General features: G+C 72.1%; 18 protein-coding genes. 13 read left to right on the forward strand and 5 right to left on the reverse strand.

The window, feature by feature from the left end; all coding sequences use genetic code 11:
- Nucleotides 1-3: 3 nt before the first annotated feature.
- Nucleotides 4-1221 (forward strand): AGE family epimerase/isomerase, encoded by a 1218-nt coding sequence (locus QMC84_RS17195; protein WP_300376796.1) that lies wholly within the window; start codon nucleotides 4-6, stop codon nucleotides 1219-1221.
- A gap of 132 nt (nucleotides 1222-1353) precedes the next feature.
- Here QMC84_RS17195 and QMC84_RS17200 read toward each other — a convergent pair whose 3' ends face one another.
- The gene (locus QMC84_RS17200; RefSeq protein ID WP_300376797.1) at nucleotides 1354-2661 is read right to left on the reverse strand and encodes a nicotinate phosphoribosyltransferase; all 1308 of its coding nucleotides are present in this window, start codon (nucleotides 2659-2661) and stop codon (nucleotides 1354-1356) included.
- Between the two features lie 18 nt (nucleotides 2662-2679).
- Between QMC84_RS17200 and clpS the strand changes: the two genes are divergently transcribed.
- From clpS to QMC84_RS17230, 6 genes are read left to right on the forward strand one after another with little or no spacing between them, the layout of a single operon-like run.
- A complete protein-coding gene (clpS, locus tag QMC84_RS17205; RefSeq protein ID WP_300376799.1) occupies nucleotides 2680-2979 on the forward strand; it encodes an ATP-dependent Clp protease adapter ClpS in 300 nt (99 codons plus the stop codon).
- A gap of 42 nt (nucleotides 2980-3021) precedes the next feature.
- On the forward strand, nucleotides 3022-3606 hold the full coding sequence (locus tag QMC84_RS17210; protein ID WP_300376801.1) for a DUF2017 domain-containing protein: 585 nt from the start codon (nucleotides 3022-3024) through the stop codon (nucleotides 3604-3606).
- Nucleotides 3607-3615: 9 nt separating this feature from the next.
- Complete coding sequence (locus QMC84_RS17215; RefSeq protein WP_300376803.1) at nucleotides 3616-4095, forward strand: NUDIX domain-containing protein; 480 nt, start codon at nucleotides 3616-3618, stop codon at nucleotides 4093-4095.
- A 17-nt stretch (nucleotides 4096-4112) separates the two neighbouring features.
- Nucleotides 4113-4571 (forward strand): M67 family metallopeptidase, encoded by a 459-nt coding sequence (locus QMC84_RS17220; RefSeq protein ID WP_366145762.1) that lies wholly within the window; start codon nucleotides 4113-4115, stop codon nucleotides 4569-4571.
- Between the two features lie 2 nt (nucleotides 4572-4573).
- The gene (locus tag QMC84_RS17225) at nucleotides 4574-4846 is read left to right on the forward strand and encodes a MoaD family protein (protein ID WP_300376807.1); all 273 of its coding nucleotides are present in this window, start codon (nucleotides 4574-4576) and stop codon (nucleotides 4844-4846) included.
- A 22-nt stretch (nucleotides 4847-4868) separates the two neighbouring features.
- Nucleotides 4869-5831: a pyridoxal-phosphate dependent enzyme gene (locus QMC84_RS17230; RefSeq protein ID WP_300376809.1), complete on the forward strand. Its 963-nt coding sequence runs from the start codon at nucleotides 4869-4871 to the stop codon at nucleotides 5829-5831.
- A 117-nt stretch (nucleotides 5832-5948) separates the two neighbouring features.
- Here the strand turns inward: QMC84_RS17230 and QMC84_RS17235 are convergent, their stop codons facing one another.
- Entirely contained in the window at nucleotides 5949-6677 is a 729-nt protein-coding gene (locus tag QMC84_RS17235; protein WP_300376811.1) for a PAS domain-containing protein, read from the reverse strand.
- Nucleotides 6678-6792: 115 nt separating this feature from the next.
- On the opposite strand from QMC84_RS17235, the gene QMC84_RS17240 reads away from it, so the two are divergent.
- Nucleotides 6793-7770, forward strand: a complete 978-nt coding sequence (locus tag QMC84_RS17240) for a ribose-phosphate diphosphokinase (protein ID WP_300376813.1) — start codon at nucleotides 6793-6795, stop codon at nucleotides 7768-7770.
- A 59-nt stretch (nucleotides 7771-7829) separates the two neighbouring features.
- On the opposite strand, the gene QMC84_RS17245 is transcribed toward QMC84_RS17240, so the two are convergent.
- Complete coding sequence (locus QMC84_RS17245; protein ID WP_300376815.1) at nucleotides 7830-8849, reverse strand: alkaline phosphatase family protein; 1020 nt, start codon at nucleotides 8847-8849, stop codon at nucleotides 7830-7832.
- A gap of 93 nt (nucleotides 8850-8942) precedes the next feature.
- On the opposite strand from QMC84_RS17245, the gene murI reads away from it, so the two are divergent.
- Together murI and QMC84_RS17255 are read left to right on the forward strand one after the other, a co-directional pair.
- Nucleotides 8943-9803, forward strand: a complete 861-nt coding sequence (gene murI / locus QMC84_RS17250; RefSeq protein ID WP_300376817.1) for a glutamate racemase — start codon at nucleotides 8943-8945, stop codon at nucleotides 9801-9803.
- Nucleotides 9794-10552, forward strand: coding sequence for an MBL fold metallo-hydrolase (locus QMC84_RS17255; protein WP_300376819.1), 759 nt, complete (start codon nucleotides 9794-9796; stop codon nucleotides 10550-10552). Before murI ends, QMC84_RS17255 begins: the two co-directional genes overlap by 10 nt.
- Before the next feature lie 53 nt (nucleotides 10553-10605).
- Here the strand turns inward: QMC84_RS17255 and QMC84_RS17260 are convergent, their stop codons facing one another.
- The gene (locus QMC84_RS17260; RefSeq protein WP_300376821.1) at nucleotides 10606-11283 is read right to left on the reverse strand and encodes a response regulator transcription factor; all 678 of its coding nucleotides are present in this window, start codon (nucleotides 11281-11283) and stop codon (nucleotides 10606-10608) included.
- Nucleotides 11280-12434 (reverse strand): histidine kinase, encoded by a 1155-nt coding sequence (locus QMC84_RS17265; RefSeq protein ID WP_300376823.1) that lies wholly within the window; start codon nucleotides 12432-12434, stop codon nucleotides 11280-11282. Before QMC84_RS17265 ends, QMC84_RS17260 begins: the two co-directional genes overlap by 4 nt.
- A 130-nt stretch (nucleotides 12435-12564) precedes the next feature.
- Here QMC84_RS17265 and QMC84_RS17270 point away from each other — a divergent pair, with 130 nt between their 5' ends.
- From QMC84_RS17270 to QMC84_RS17280, 3 genes are read left to right on the forward strand one after another with little or no spacing between them, the layout of a single operon-like run.
- Nucleotides 12565-13467 carry an ATP-binding cassette domain-containing protein gene (locus QMC84_RS17270; RefSeq protein WP_300376825.1) on the forward strand — a complete coding sequence of 301 codons (903 nt, stop codon included), beginning with the start codon at nucleotides 12565-12567 and terminating at the stop codon, nucleotides 13465-13467.
- A complete protein-coding gene (locus QMC84_RS17275) occupies nucleotides 13464-14276 on the forward strand; it encodes an ABC transporter permease subunit (protein WP_300376827.1) in 813 nt (270 codons plus the stop codon). Before QMC84_RS17270 ends, QMC84_RS17275 begins: the two co-directional genes overlap by 4 nt.
- A gap of 1 nt (nucleotide 14277) precedes the next feature.
- Nucleotides 14278-15063, forward strand: coding sequence for an ABC transporter permease (locus tag QMC84_RS17280; protein WP_300376829.1), 786 nt, complete (start codon nucleotides 14278-14280; stop codon nucleotides 15061-15063).
- Nucleotides 15064-15075 lie beyond the last annotated feature (12 nt).

Consider the following 15075-nt stretch of genomic DNA (forward strand, 5'->3'; position numbering starts at 1 on the left):
CTGATGGACACCGAGGCCGAGGGCCGGAGGCTGCTGGCCTTCGCCCGTCGCAGCGCCCTGCCCGGGCTCGGGTTCGGCTGGCTCGACGACCGCGGGGACGTCGACCCGTCCGAACCGGTACAGACCTGGATCACGGCGCGGATGACGCACGTCTTCGCCCTCGCCGCCCTGCGCGGTGAACCGGAGGCCGCCGAGCTGGCCCGCCTCGGGGTCCGGGCGCTGACCGACGGCCCGTTGCGCGACACCGAGCACCCCGGGTGGCTGGGTGCGGTGATGCGCTCCGGCGCGCCGGCCGCGGAGCGCAAGCTGGCCTACGACCACGCCTTCGTCGCGCTGGCCGCCTCGAGCGCGACCGCGGCGGACGTGCCGGAGGCTCGGGCGCTGCTCGGCGACGCGGTCACCGTCCTGGACCGGCACTTCCTCGACGCCGCCGGACGGGTCGTCGACGGCTACGCCCGCGACCTCGCCGAGCCCGAGGGCTACCGGGGCGCGAACGGCAGCATGCACACGGTCGAGGCCACGCTGGCTCTCGGCGACGTGCTCGGAGAGCCCCGGTGGCACCGGATCGCACTCGGCATCGCCGAGCACCTGATCCACCAGGTCGCCGCCGGCCGGGGCCACCGGCTGCCCGAGCACTTCGACGAGCGCTGGACCCCGCTCCCGGAGTACAACGTCGACCACCCCGCCGACCAGTTCCGTCCGTACGGCGTCACCCCCGGGCACCTGCTCGAGTGGGCGCGGCTGCTCCTCCAGCTCGAGTCCGCGCACCCGGACGCGCCCTCGTGGCTGCTCGAGGACGCTCGCGCCCTCTTCGCCCGCGCCGTGGAGATCGGCTGGGGCGTCGACGGGGCCCCCGGGTTCGTCTACACCACCGACTGGGCGGACCGCCCCGTGGTGCGCGACCGGATGCACTGGGTGCAGGCCGAGGCGATCGGGGCGGCCGCCGCGCTGGCCCGGCGTACGGGGGAGCGGCGCTACGCCGATCTCGAACGGGACTGGTGGGAGTTCGCGGACCGGCACTTCGTGGACCGCCTCCCGGGCGCGGGCAGCTGGTTCCACGAGCTCGACCCCGACAACCGGCCGGTCGCCGGGGTGTGGTCCGGCAAGCCCGACGTGTACCACGCCTACCAGGCCACGCTGCTGACCCGGCTGCCGATCGCACCCTCGCTGGCCACCCAGCTCGCCGGCCTCCGGGCGGGGCCCGAGACGCCTCCCGGCTGACCGCCCTCAGGTCGCTCGAGGGAGGCTGGCCCGCGGTCGACACGGAGGTCTCCGAGAGGTCATACGGGCGGTGTTACTGCCTGCTCCGTCCGTATGCCGTCCCGCAGAACCCGCCGGCCGGCGTGCAGTCACTCAGAGATGCAGGGTCGGGATCACCGGCTCCCCGCGCGACATCTGCTGGACGGCGACGGGCAGCTCGGCGCGTGCGGTGAGGTGGCGGGCCCGGGCGTCGTCGAGCGACTCGCGGCCGACCACCTCCCCGTTGCGCACGAGCGGGACGAGCAGGGGACGGTCGTCGCCGTCGTCCACCGGAGGCGTGCCGATGCCGACCACCTCGACCTCGGCGGTGCCCGAGGCGTCGCGGCGCCGCAACGCGTACTTGCGACCGCCGATCGAGGTCTTGTCGACGCTCTTCTTGGCGACCGGCAGGAGCCGGCCGGCGTCGTCGGCGCGCGCCACCAGCTTGTAGACGAATCCACACGTGGGGTGCCCGCTGCCGGTGACGAGCTGGGTGCCGACGCCGTACCCGTCGACCGGCGCCGCGGCCAGCGCGGCGATCGCGTACTCGTCGAGGTCGCTGGTGACGATGATCCGGGTCCCGGTCGCCCCGAGGCCGTCGAGCTGCGCCCGGACCTCGTGCGCCAGGGCACCGAGGTCGCCGGAGTCCAGGCGCACCGCCCCCAGCTCGGGCCCGGCGATGTCCACCGCCAGCCGCACCGCCTCCGCCACGTCGTAGGTGTCCACGAGCAGCGTCGTACCGACGCCGAGGGAGTCCACCTGGGCCCGGAACGCGTCGGCCTCGGTGTCGTGCAGGAGCGTGAAGCTGTGGGCGCTGGTGCCGGCGGACGGCACGCCGTACCGCTGCCGCGCGGCCAGGTTCGAGCTCGTCGCGAAGCCGGCGACGTACGCCGCGCGCGCGGCGGCCACTGCGGCCTCCTCGTGCGTGCGTCGCGATCCCATCTCGATGCAGGGTCGGTCGCCGGCGACCAGGGTCATTCGGGAGGCGGCCGAGGCGATGGCCGAGTCGTGGTTGTAGATCGACAGCAGCAGGGTCTCCAGCAGGACCGCCTCGGCGAACGTCGACTCCACGATCGCGAGCGGCGAGTAGGGGAAGTAGGCCTCGCCCTCCGCGTAGCCCCACACGTCGCCGGAGAAGCGGTACGACGCCAGCCACTCCAGTGTCGGCGCGTCCACCACCTCGGTCAGGGCGGCGAGCGCCTGCTCGTCGAACCGGAACCGCTCGATCGCGTCCAGGGCCCGGCCGACGCCGGCCACCACGCCGTACCGGCGGCCCGCCGGCAGTCGTCGTGGGAACAGCTCGAAGACCGCGCGGCGGTCCGCCGTCCCGGCCGTCAAGGCGGCTTGGAGCATCGTCAGCTCGTAGTGGTCGGTGAGGAGCGCGGTGCTCGGGCCGGGGCTCGGTGCGGGGGTGAGGGACACGTGGCCCAGTGTGCCAACATGGGCACCGTGTCTGCCCCCGTCGAGGTCGAGCCGACCCTCACTCCCGACGAGATCACCCAGACCTCGAAGCCCTGGGTGACGATCGTGTGGAACGACCCGGTCAACCTGATGTCGTACGTCACCTACGTGTTCCAGAAGTACTTCGGCTACTCCAAGAAGAAGGCGGAGAAGCTGATGATGGAGGTCCACGAGGAGGGCAGGTCGGTGGTCAGCTCGGGGACCCGGGAGGAGATGGAGCGGGACGTGCAGGCCATGCACGAGTACGGCCTGTGGGCAACGATGGACAAGCAGGAGTGATCGATCCGTGAGCACCCCCCGAGAGCACGGAGTGACGAGGGCGTGAGTGGCTTCCAGCGGCACCGCCGCAGCAAGCTGATCATCGCGAACTTCACCGGCTTCGAGGCGGACCTGCTGCGCTCGTTGGCCGGCCAGCTGGTCGAGCTGCTCCGCAACGAGGCCGCGGTGCCGCGCGACACCGTTGACCCGTTCGAGGCGATGATGGACTTCTCCGGGCCCACCCAGGCGCCCGAGGACCCGGTGCTGGCCCGGCTGTTCCCGACCGCCTACCCGAGCGACGCCGAGGCGGCCTCGGAGTTCCGACGGTTCACCGAGGGCACCCTGCGCGACGGAAAGGCGGCCGCGGCGGTCTCGATCATCGACGGCCTCGAGGAGGCCGGGCTGCCGCCGGAGCTGACCGAGGACGGACTGATGATCGACCTCGAGCTGGACGAGGCGACCGCCGAGACCTGGATGCGCTCGTTCACCGATCTGCGGCTCGCGCTCGCGACCCGGCTCGAGGTCGAGGAGGGCGACGAGGCGTACTGGCACTCGCTGCCCGACGACGATCCCCGGGCGCAGGCGCACGACATCTACGAGTGGGTCGGCTACCTGCAGGAGACCCTCGTCCAGGCCCTCTCGGGATAGCGCACGCCGATGCCGATCCCACCGTTCGTCGCCGAGCTCCGCCAGCTGGTCGGCACCATCGAGCTCTGGCTGCCCGCCGTCACCGCCGTCGTCCTGCGCGACCGTCCGGCCGGCGCCGAGGTGCTGCTGACCCGACGGGTCGACAACGGCGAGTGGGCGCCGATCACCGGCATCCTCGACCCGGGCGAGGAGCCGGCCGTCGGGGCGGCCCGCGAGGCGCTGGAGGAGACCGGCGTCCAGGTCAGCGTCGACCGGCTCGCCTCCGTCGGTGCCAGCCCCCAGGTGGTGCACGGCAACGGCGACCTCGGCGTGTACCTCGACCTCACGTTCACCTGCACCTGGGTGTCGGGGGAGGCGCGGGTGGCCGACGACGAGAACACCGACGTGCGCTGGTGGCCCATCGACGCGCTGCCGCCCATGAGCGGCTGGCTCCGCGAACGGATCGACGACGTCCTCGCGGGTGAGACCGCGACGAGGTTCCGTCGCTGACCGCCTACCCTGGAATGGTGCTGACCATCGCCCGAGCGACCTACGACGCCATCGTCGCGCACGCCCGCCGCGACCACCCCGACGAGGCCTGCGGCATCGTCGCGGGCCCCGAGGGCAGCGACCGTCCCGAGCGCCTGGTCGAGATGGTCAACGCCGCCGGCTCGCCGACGTTCTACGAGTTCGACTCCACCGAGCTGCTCCAGCTCTACAAGGAGATGTGGGCCCGCGACGAGGAGCCGGTGGTGGTCTACCACTCGCACACGGCGACCGAGGCCTACCCCAGTCGCACCGACATCGGGCTCGCGAGCGAGCCCGGGGCGCACTACGTGCTGGTCAGCACACAGCACTGCACCGATCCCTCGGAAGGGAATAACGAGGGGCCTGTGGAGTTCAGGTCCTACAGGATCGTCGACGGCGAGGTGACCGAGGAAGAGGTCGCCGTCGTGGACGAGCTGACGCCGAGCAACGAGGAGTGACCATGGCCATCGAGGTCCGGATCCCGACCATCCTGCGCACCTACACCGGCGGCGAGAAGGCCGTCACGGGTGAGGGGGCCAGCCTGAGCGCGCTGATCGACGACCTGGAGTCCAGCCACCCCGGGCTCAAGGATCGGCTGATCGAGGACGGCGACCTGCGCCGGTTCGTCAACGTGTACGTCAACGACGAGGACGTCCGGTTCATCGGCGGGCTGGACGCCGAGCTCAGCGACGGCGACCAGATCGTCGTGCTGCCGGCGGTGGCCGGGGGATGATCTCGACGGGCTCGATCGCCGGATGAGGTACGACAACCTCCTCGCCTCCGTCGGGAACACCCCGCTCGTCGGGCTGCCGCGGCTCTCCGCCCAACTCTGTGGCCCCAGCGCCGACGTACGCCTCTGGGCCAAGCTCGAGGACCGCAACCCCACGGGCTCGATCAAGGACCGCCCGGCCCTGAAGATGATCGAGGAGGCCGAGAAGGACGGCACCCTGCGCCCAGGGTGCACGATCCTGGAGCCGACGTCCGGCAACACCGGCATCTCGCTGGCGATGGCGGCGAAGCTCAAGGGCTACCGGATCGTCTGCGTGATGCCCGAGAACACCTCCGAGGAGCGCCGCCAGCTGCTGCGGATGTGGGGTGCCGAGATCGTGTCGTCGCCGGCTGCCGGCGGGTCCAACGAGGCGGTCCGCGTCGCCAAGCGGGTCGCCGCCGAGCACCCGGACTGGGTGATGCTCTACCAGTACGGCAACGCCGCGAACGCGCTCGCCCACGAGGAGGGCACCGGCCCCGAGCTGCTCGCCGACCTGCCGTCGATCACGCACTTCGTCGCCGGCCTCGGCACCACCGGCACGCTGATGGGCGTCAGCCGGTTCTTCCGGGCCCACAAGGCCGAGGTGCGGATCGTCGCTGCGGAGCCACGCTACGGCGAGCTCGTCTACGGCCTGCGCAACCTCGACGAGGGCTTCGTCCCGGAGCTGTACGACGCCGCCCTGATCGACTCGCGCTTCTCGGTCGGGCCCCGCGACGCCGTCCGCCGGGTACGCGAGCTGCTCGAGCTCGAGGGCATCTTCGCCGGCATCTCCACCGGCGCGATCCTGCACGCCGCCCTGGGCCAGGCCGCGAAGGCGGTCAAGGCCGGGGAGAGCGCCGACATCGCCTTCGTCGTCGCCGACGGTGGCTGGAAGTACCTCTCGACGGGCGCCTACGAGGGCACCGTCGACGAGGCGGAGGACCGCCTCGAAGGCCAGCTCTGGGCCTAGCAGGGGCGCGAAGCGGACCTGCTGATGGTGGTCGAGCGAGCCGCGCGGCCGAGGAACGAGGTCGCGACCACCAGAGTCACATCGAGTGTCGAGACCCAGTAGCCCAGCGGGACGTCTCTATCCGTCTCGCAGCGTGGCCGGCTCCATCCGCACCAGGTCGCCGGCGTCCAGCTCGCCCTCGGTGAGCGGCTCGACCAGGTCGTGCATCATCGTGCGCGCCGAGCCCAGGGTCCGGTCCAGGTAGGCCTGGCATCCCGCGGCGTCGCCCAGCTCGAGGGCGTACATCGCCGCGGTGAGGCCCTGCACGACGTTGTCGTTGATCTCGGCCGCCTGCCGCCGGCGCAGCCGCACCTCGCCCAGGCGGGTGGCCGCGGCCTCCCGCTCGCGCTCGGCCAGCACCTGGTCGGTGACGTCGACGCAGGTGCCGCGCATCCGCTCGGGGCTGCCGTCCGGGCCCATGATCACCTGGCCGTTGGAGTGCAGGTAGCGCACCTCGCCGTCGGGCCGGACCACCCGCTCGATCATCTCGTACGGCTCGCCGGTGGCGTAGGCGTGCTGGTGGATCGCCTGGACCCGTTCGCGGTCCTCGGGGTGGATCAGCGACAGGAAGCGCTCGTAGGTCGCGTTGAACGACTGCGGCTCGTGCCCGTAGATCCGGAACAGCTGGTCGCTCCACCGGTTGGTGTCGGTGGGGATGTGCCAGTCGTAGTCGCCCATGTTCGCGAGCGCCTGGGCGTTCTCCATGCGCTGGCGGAGCAGCTCGAGCTCCTCCTCCGCGGCGCGGCGGGCGGCCTCGGCGGCGAGTGCGGCGTCGACCGAGCCCGGGTCCGCTGAGTCTGCGTCCATGGGCCGATTGTGGCCCCGGGGCTGCGTGCGGGCCAGCGAATCGCCGGTTGCGGTTCCGGGGTGTCGCCGGAGGGGTTACGGTGACCCTGCACCGGTCCGGTCGTCAGGAGCACAGTTGCGCGAGATCGTCGTCTTCAGCGGCAGTGCCCACCGGTCTCTCGCCTCGGCGATCTGCGCGGGCCTCGGGGTGCCGCTGTCGTCGGTCGAGCTGACCCGGTTCAGCAACGACTGCCTGCAGGCCCAGCTCCAGGAGAACTGCCGCCAGCGCGACGTCTACATCGTGCAGCCGCTGTCGCCGCCGACCCAGGAGCACCTGATGGAGCTGCTGCTGATGGTCGATGCCGCCCGCGGCGCCTCGGCGGCCCAGATCACCGCGGTGATCCCGTACTACGCCTACGCGCGGTCGGACAAGAAGGACGCCTCCCGGCTCTCGATCGGCGGTCGGCTCGTCGCGGACCTGCTCGACGCCGCGGGCGTCGACCGGGTGATCACGATGACCCTGCACGCGCCGCAGGTGCACGCGTTCTTCTCGGTGCCCGTCGACCACCTCACCGCGCTCGGCGTGCTCGCCGACCACTTCCAGGGCGCCGACCCGGACGAGACCGTCGTGGTCTCGCCGGACTTCGGCAACGCGAAGACCGCGAGCCAGTTCGCCCGGCTGCTCGGGCTGCCGGTGGCGGCCGGCAGCAAGAAGCGGCTCGCCGACGACCAGGTCGTGATCGACGCCATCGTCGGCGACGTCGCCGGGCGCCGGGCCATCGTGCTCGACGACGAGATCGCGACCGGTGGCTCCATCGTCGAGCTGCTCGACCGACTCGCCGAGCAGGGCTGCACCGAGGCCGCGATCGCGTGCACGCACGGGCTCTTCGTCGGCAAGGCGATCGAGCGGCTGCGCGGACACCCGATGATCACCGAGGTGGTGACCACCGACACGGTGCCGCCTCCTGCCGACTGGCCCGAGCTCGAGGTGCGCACCATCGCCGACCTGTTCGCCCAGGCCATCGAGCGGATCCACGCCGGCGAGTCGGTCAGCAGCCTCTTCGACGGCGTCGACCCCTCGCTCGGGCCGCCGCAGCCGCGACTGTTCGACTAGCGAGGCCGCGACCGGCGTGTCGAGGCCGTCCGAGTCGTTCAGCGTGTCGTTCGGTTGGCTCAGTCGCTGACGGTCAGCGCCTGGTCGGCATCGATCGCGCTCCCCGGCACGGCGTCGAGCCCGAGCAGGCCGGCCGCCAGGTTGGCCAGGTCGCCGTTGCGCACCGGCTGCCTCCCGGCGTACGACGGCCTGCTCGTGCCGGGGTCGGCGAAGTCGGGGTTCATCGCGTAGAGGTCGCCGTGGTCGACGCCGGGGCCCCACGCGAGGAACGGGATCCGGTAGTTCTCGACGTTCCGGCGGCCGGAGTGGTCGGTCCTGCCGGCGGCGAAGCCATGGTCGGCGGTCAGGAGCACGACCACGTCGGTGCCGGCGAGTGTGCGCAGCACGGACCCGAGCTGGGCGTCGGTGCGCTGCACCGCGGCGAGGTACTGCTCCGACATGCCGCCGTACCGGTGCCCGAACCGGTCGGGCAGGGAGAGGTGCAGGAACGTGAACGTCGGCGCCCCGTCGGCCAGGTCGGCGCGGGCCAGGCGGACCAGCCGCCGCTGGTTCTCCCGGACCCGGAAGGTGTCGATGCCGCGGGGCCAGGATCGGTCGTAGAGCCCGAACTTGGACTTCGTCGTGTAGAGCGCGGTGCTCCCGTCGGTGGCGTGCACGCTGCTGAAGATCGACGCCACGCCGTGACCGGCGGCCTGCTGCACGGTCGAGCCCGGCCGGTCGTCGTCCCACGTGACGCCGTGTCCGCCCTTGGCGGCGGTGATCCGGCGTCCGGTCATCATGCTCGCGTGGTTGGGCAGGGTGACGGTCTGCTCGTACTCGGTGCGCGCGTTGAGGGTGCCGGCGCCCTCGGCGAGCAGCCGGTGGAGGGTGGGAGCGCCGTCGCTCCCGAGCCGGTCGATCGCGTCGGTGTTGAGCCCGTCGACCGAGATCGCGAGCACCTGGGTCGCCGCGGGCGGGGCGGTCGGTGCGGCGGAGAGCCGCGCGTCGGCGGCCGGTCGGTCGGCGGCCGAGCACCCGGCGAGGGCGGCGGAGGTCGTCACGGACAGGGCGACCGCGACGAGGACACGGGGGAGACGCATGGGGCCGACGGTACCCACCGAGGCGGACCGTGACCGTGATCTCCCGTGACCTCGGTCGCGTGGCCATGCGGAGGAGGGCGTGAGGTTCTAGCCTTGGCTGCTGTGCGCCCAGCAACGATCGACCCGTCGTCGGCAGTCACCACCGACGCCCCGATCGGCATCTTCGACTCCGGCTTCGGCGGACTGACCGTCGCCCGGTCGGTGATCGACCAGCTGCCGCACGAGTCGATCGTCTACGTCGGCGACACCGCGCGCCAGCCGTACGGCCCCAAGCCGATCGGCGAGGTGCGGGAGTACGCGCTGGAGTGCCTCGACCACCTCGTGGAGCGCGGCGTCAAGGCGCTGGTCATCGCCTGCAACTCCGCGAGCGCCGCGATGCTGCGCGACGCCCGCGAGCGCTACGACGTGCCCGTCGTCGAGGTGATCTACCCCGCGACCCGTCGCGCGGTTGCCGCGAGCCGCACCGGGCGGATCGGCGTGATCTGCACCCGCGCCACCGCCGAGTCCATGGCGTACGACGATGCCTTCGCGGCGGCGCCCCACGTGCGCCTGGTCACCCAGCCCTGCCCGCGGTTCGTCGACTTCGTGGAGGCCGGCGTCACCTCGGGCGACGAGCTGATCTCGGTCGCACACGAGTACCTGGACCCGCTGATCTCCGAGGGCGTCGACACCCTGATCCTCGGCTGCACCCACTACCCACTCCTGACCGGCGTGATCTCCCTGGTCATGGGCGACAACGTGACTCTGGTCAGCAGCGCCGAGGAGTGCGCGAAGGACGTCTACAAGATGCTGGTGCAGACCGACCTGATCCGGCCGACCGGCGAGCCGGCGTACTCCTTCCTCACGACCGGCGCCCCCGGTGAGTTCGAGACGATCGGGCGCCGGTTCCTCGGGCCCGAGATGGTGGGCGCGTCGCAGTTCGTGGGCGGGCTGGCGGTGGAGCGATGCGACTGACGATCGTCGGCTGCTCGGGCTCCTACCCGGGCCCGGAGTCCCCGGCCAGCTGCTACCTCCTCGAGGCCGAGGACGCCGCCGGGCGCACCTGGCGGGTGCTCCTCGACCTCGGCAACGGGGCGCTGGGTGCGCTGCACCGCTTCGCCGACCCGCTGGCCGTGGACGCGGTGCTGCTCAGCCACCTGCACGCCGACCACTGCCTGGACCTCACCGGCTACTACGTGCTGCGCAAGTACCACCCGCTCGGCCCGCAGCCGCGGATCCCGGTGTGGGGCCCGGCCGGAACCGCCGATCGGATGGCGCGCGCCTACGACCTGCCGAGCGACCCGGGCATGCACCACGAGTTCGACTTCCGCGAGTGGCACGGCCCCGAGCAGATCGGCCCGTTCCTGGTCGAGCCGGTCGCCGTCAACCACCCGGTGCCCGCGTACGGACTGCGGGTCACCGCCGACGGCATCACGCTCGCCTACACCGGCGACACCGGGCCCTGCGCGGCCCTCGACGACCTCGCGCGCGACGCGGACCTGTTCCTCGCCGAGGCCTCGTTCCGCTCCGTCGACGACAACCCACCCGACCTGCACCTCACCGGCGCCGACGGCGGGCAGGTGGCGGCCCGGGCCGGCGTCCGCCGGCTGGTGCTCACCCACGTCCCGCCCTGGCACGAGCCCGCGGACGCGCTGGCCGAGGCGGTCGCGGCGTACGACGGGACGGTCGAGCTGGCCCGTCCGGGTGCGGTCTACGAGCTGTAGGGATCGCGCCGGATCCGGGGGCTTCGCAAGCTCAGCCCCCGGGGCCGTGATCCCTAGCTCAGTCCAGCGTCGTGGACACAGATCGCGATCTGGACCCGGTTCGTCACCTGGAGCTTGTCGAAGAGCCGGGAGACGTGGGCCTTCACCGTGGGCACCGAGAGATAGAGGTCGCCGGCGATCTCGGCGTTGCTGAGGCCGCGGCCGACCGCGAGCGCCACGTCGCGCTCCCGATCGGTGAGCAGCCCCAGGCGGGACTGGGCCTCGGCCGTCCGCGCCGCAGCGACGTCGGCGGCCGTGTCGGGCTGGTCGCGCAGCCTGCGGATCAGGGTGCGGGTGACCGAGGGTGAGAGCATCGGCTCGTCGTCGACGACCTTGCGGATCGCGTCGATGATCTGCGGCGGCGCGGTGTCCTTGAGCAGGAAGCCGTCCGCGCCCGCCGCGAGGGCCTCGACCACGTGCTCGTCGGCGTCGAAGGTCGTCAGCACGATGACCCGCGGGGGTGCCGGACGGGCGTGCAGCTGCCGGGTCGCGCCGAGGCCGTCCAGGCGGGGCATCCGGATGTCCATCAGCACGACGTCGGGCCGCAGCTCTGCTGCGAGGCGGACGCCTTCGTGGCCGTCGGCGGCCTCGCCGACCACCTCGATGTCGCTCTGGCCGCCGAGCATCAGGGACAGCGCGGAGCGCACCAGCGGGTCGTCGTCGACGAGCAGCACCGTCGTGGCCGCGTTCATGCCGCCCACGGTATCCAGCCGTGCAGGACGAACGTCGAGCCGTCCGGGCCGGCCTCGAGCCGCCCGCCGCGGAGCTCGGCACGCTCGGTGAGGCCCACCAGCCCGAGCCCGGCGCCGGGGGTGCTGGAGGTCCCGAACCCGAGCGGGTTGCGCAGCAGGACGTCCACGCCGTCCTCGGCCGAGCCGCTGATCCGTACGGTCACCAGGGCACCCGGAGCGTGCTTGTGGGCGTTGGTGAGGCCCTCCTGGACGATGCGGTAGACCGTGCGGCCGACCGCCTCGGGCGGCTCGTCGCGCACCAGGTCGTCCAGCTCGACGCGCAGCCCGGAACCGCGCGCGTCCTCGACCAGGTCGTGGAGGTCGGCGTACGTCGGTTGCGGGGCGCGGAGCCGCTCCCCGGTCGCGTCGTCGCGGAGCACGCCGAGCACCCCGCGCAGGTCGGTGAGCGCCTCGTGGGCCTTCTCCTGGATGACCGCCGCGCTGGAGCGCATCTGCTCGGCGGTGAGGTCGTCGCGGAACGCGAGGGCACCCGCGTGCATGGAGATCTGCGAGATCCGGTGCGCGAGGACGTCGTGCATCTCGCGCGCGATCCGGGCCTGTTCGTTGCTCCGCGCCTGGGCGACCCGCAGCCCCTGCTCGGCCTCCGCCCGCTCGGCCCGGCTGCGCAGCGTCCAGATCAGCTCGCGCCGCGACCCGATGTACATGCCCCAGCCAAGGATGCCCACAGTGGCAACGGCGTTCGCGATCAGGATGACCCACGCGGGGTCGTCGTCGGAGGCGGTGAGCGTGCTGAACAGCTGGGCGCCCGCGAAGTTGAGCGAGCCGACCACCGCGAGCTGACGCCACCGACGGTGGGTGGCCAGCGACACGGCCGCGAGCACGGCCGGTCCCGCCGCGACGCCCGAGACCGCGCCGACGAGCGCGGTGGCCACGGCGACCGGCAGCGGCCAGCGGCGCCGGAAGAAGACCAGCACGTAGGCCCCCAGGCCCAGGCCCACGTCGGCGACCGACCACAGCTCGCTCGTGTCCGCCTGGTTCTCGACGACCGTCAGCCAGGCAAGGGCGCTGATCGCGAGCATCAGCGCGACGCGCCACACGTGGCTCCAGGCCCGCAGGTGGGGCTGGTAGTCCTCGGGTGTCGGCCGGTCCACGCCGCCAGGCTAGGACGGCGGCGGTCCGGCCGGAGGCTGCTCAGGGCGCGGGGCGCCCCCTACTTTGGTCTCCGCAGAGCGATCCGCCCGGCCGATGCCCGCCCCCCGCCGATCCGGCAGGGTAGAGCCCATGATCACGGTCGAAGGCCTCACCAGGAAGTACGGCTCGTTCACCGCGGTGGACGACGTGAGCTTCGTCTGCCAGCCCGGGAGGGTGACCGGCTTCCTCGGTCCCAACGGCGCCGGCAAGACGACCACCATGCGGGTGATGGTGGGCCTGACCCCGCCGACCGCGGGCCGGGTGACGATCGGTGGGCACCTGTACAACGACATCCCCAACCCGGGCCGGCACGTCGGCGTCCTCCTCGACGCCTCGGCCCAGCACGCCGGCCGCACCGGTCGCGAGATCCTCGAGCTCGGCGCGCGCACGATGGGGCTGCCGGCCGAGCGCATCGACGAGATGCTCGAGCTGGTCTCGCTCACGCCCGCCGAGGCGAAGCGCCGGCTGCGCAACTACTCCCTGGGCATGAAGCAGCGCCTCGGCATCGCGCATGCGCTGCTCGGCGACCCGTCGGTGCTGATCCTCGACGAGCCCGCCAACGGCCTCGACCCCGCCGGCATCCGCTGGATGCGGGGCCTCCTCAAGGGGTACGCCGAGCGCGGCGGCACGGTCCTGCTGTCCAGCCACCTGCTCAACGAGGTGGAGCTGATCGCCGACGAGATGATCCTCATCGGCCACGGCCGGATCGTGGCGCAGGGCGACAAGAAGTCGCTGCTCGCCGGCGCTCACGGGACGGCATCGACGTTCGTCACCGCCCTCGACAACGAGGCCCTCGCCACCGCACTCAGGACCCGGGGCCTCACGGTGGCCAGCGCGGGCGACGGGCTGCGGGTCGAGGCCGAGCCGGTGGAGATCGGGCGTACCGCGGCCGAGAACGCCATCGTGCTCACCGACCTGCGGGCTGCCGAGGGCGCGCTGGAGGACCTGTTCCTCGAGCTCACCTCCGAGACGCAGCGGGAGGTGCTCGCATGACCACGATCCCCGCCTCCGGCCTCGGACACTCCCTCGATCTCTCCTCGACCACCCCGACGCCGTTCGGACGGCTGGTGCGGGTGGAGCTGCGCAAGACACGGGACACGCTCGCCGGCTTCTGGCTGCTGCTCTCGACCGCGATCCTCACCGCGCTGGTCATGGTGATCCAGCTCGCCGTCGGCATCACCCAGGACGACGTCTCCCTGTCCTACAACAGCTTCCTGACCTCGACGAGCTTCTCGATCGCGGTGCTGCTCCCGATCATCGGCATCATGCTGCTCACCAGCGAGTGGAGCCAACGGACCGCGATGGTGACGTTCTCGCTGGAGCCGCGCCGTCCGAACGTCATCGCCGCGAAGCTCGTCGTCGGCCTCCTGCTCGCGGTGGCCGCCGTGGTGATCGCCCTCGGCCTCGCCACGGTCTGCAACGCGCTGTACGGCGTGCTCTCGGACGACCCGACCGTGTGGAACGCGAGCGTCGCGCACACGGCAGCGTTCGTGCTGCTCCAGGTCGTCGGCATGCTCACGGGCTTCGCGTTCGCCGCGCTGCTCCTCAACACCCCGGCCGCGATCGTGATCTACATGGTCTACTCCTTCGTGCTCCCCGGGCTGTTCGAGCTGGGCGCCCAGCTGATGGACTGGTTCGACTCGATCCGCCCCTGGATCGACTTCAACTCCGCCCAGAGCCCCCTGGTCGACGCGACGATGACCGGCAAGGACTGGTCCTACTTCGTGGTCTCGGGCTTCATCTGGCTGGCGGTGCCGCTCGCCGTCGGCCTCTGGCGGGTGCTCCGTGCCGAGGTGAAGTGAGGTGACGGCCGCGACACTCGACCTCTCGGGAACCCCGGCGACCCCGTTCCACCGGCTGGTGCGGGTGGAGCTGCGCAAGTCCTACGACACCCGCGCCGGCTTCTGGCTGCTCGCAGTGATCGGGCTGCTGGTGCTGGCCGCCGAGGTCATCGTGCTCGCGGTGGTGACGACGCAGGACGAGGCGATCGCGTTCGGCGACTTCATCGGCACCGCGGCGTTCCTCACGTCGTTCCTGCTGCCGGTCCTCGGCATCATGGTGCTCACCAGCGAGTGGAGCCAGCGGACCGCGATGGTGACCTTCGCCCTCGAGCCGCGCCGCCCCCTGGTGATCGGTGCGAAGGCGCTGGTCGGCGTACTCCTCACGCTCGCCACGGTCGCGGTCTCGATCGTGATCGGGCTGGTGTGCAACCTGCTCTACGGCCTGATCGAGGGGCACGTCGACTGGACGTTCGGCTGGTCGGACTTCGCCGCGTTCCTCATCACCCAGGTGCTCGCGATGCTCGGCGGCTTCGCGCTCGCGGCACTGTTCCTCAACACGCCGGCGGCCATCGTCGTGTTCTTCGTCTACAAGTGGGTGCTGCCGGGCCTCTTCGCGCTCGGCGCGGCGCTGATGGGCTGGTTCGAGGCGCTGCGGCCGTGGATCGACTTCCAGAGCGCGCAGGAGGTGATCTGGAACATGTCGGGCACCGGGACGGAGTGGGCCCAGCTCGTCGTCTCCGGCATCATCTGGCTCGGTCTGCCGCTCGGGTTCGGCACCTGGCGGGTGCTCCGCGCGGAGGTGAAGTAGCCCGCCCGGCTA

The organism is Nocardioides sp. (assembly GCF_030019515.1).
Classification (GTDB): domain Bacteria; phylum Actinomycetota; class Actinomycetes; order Propionibacteriales; family Nocardioidaceae; genus Nocardioides.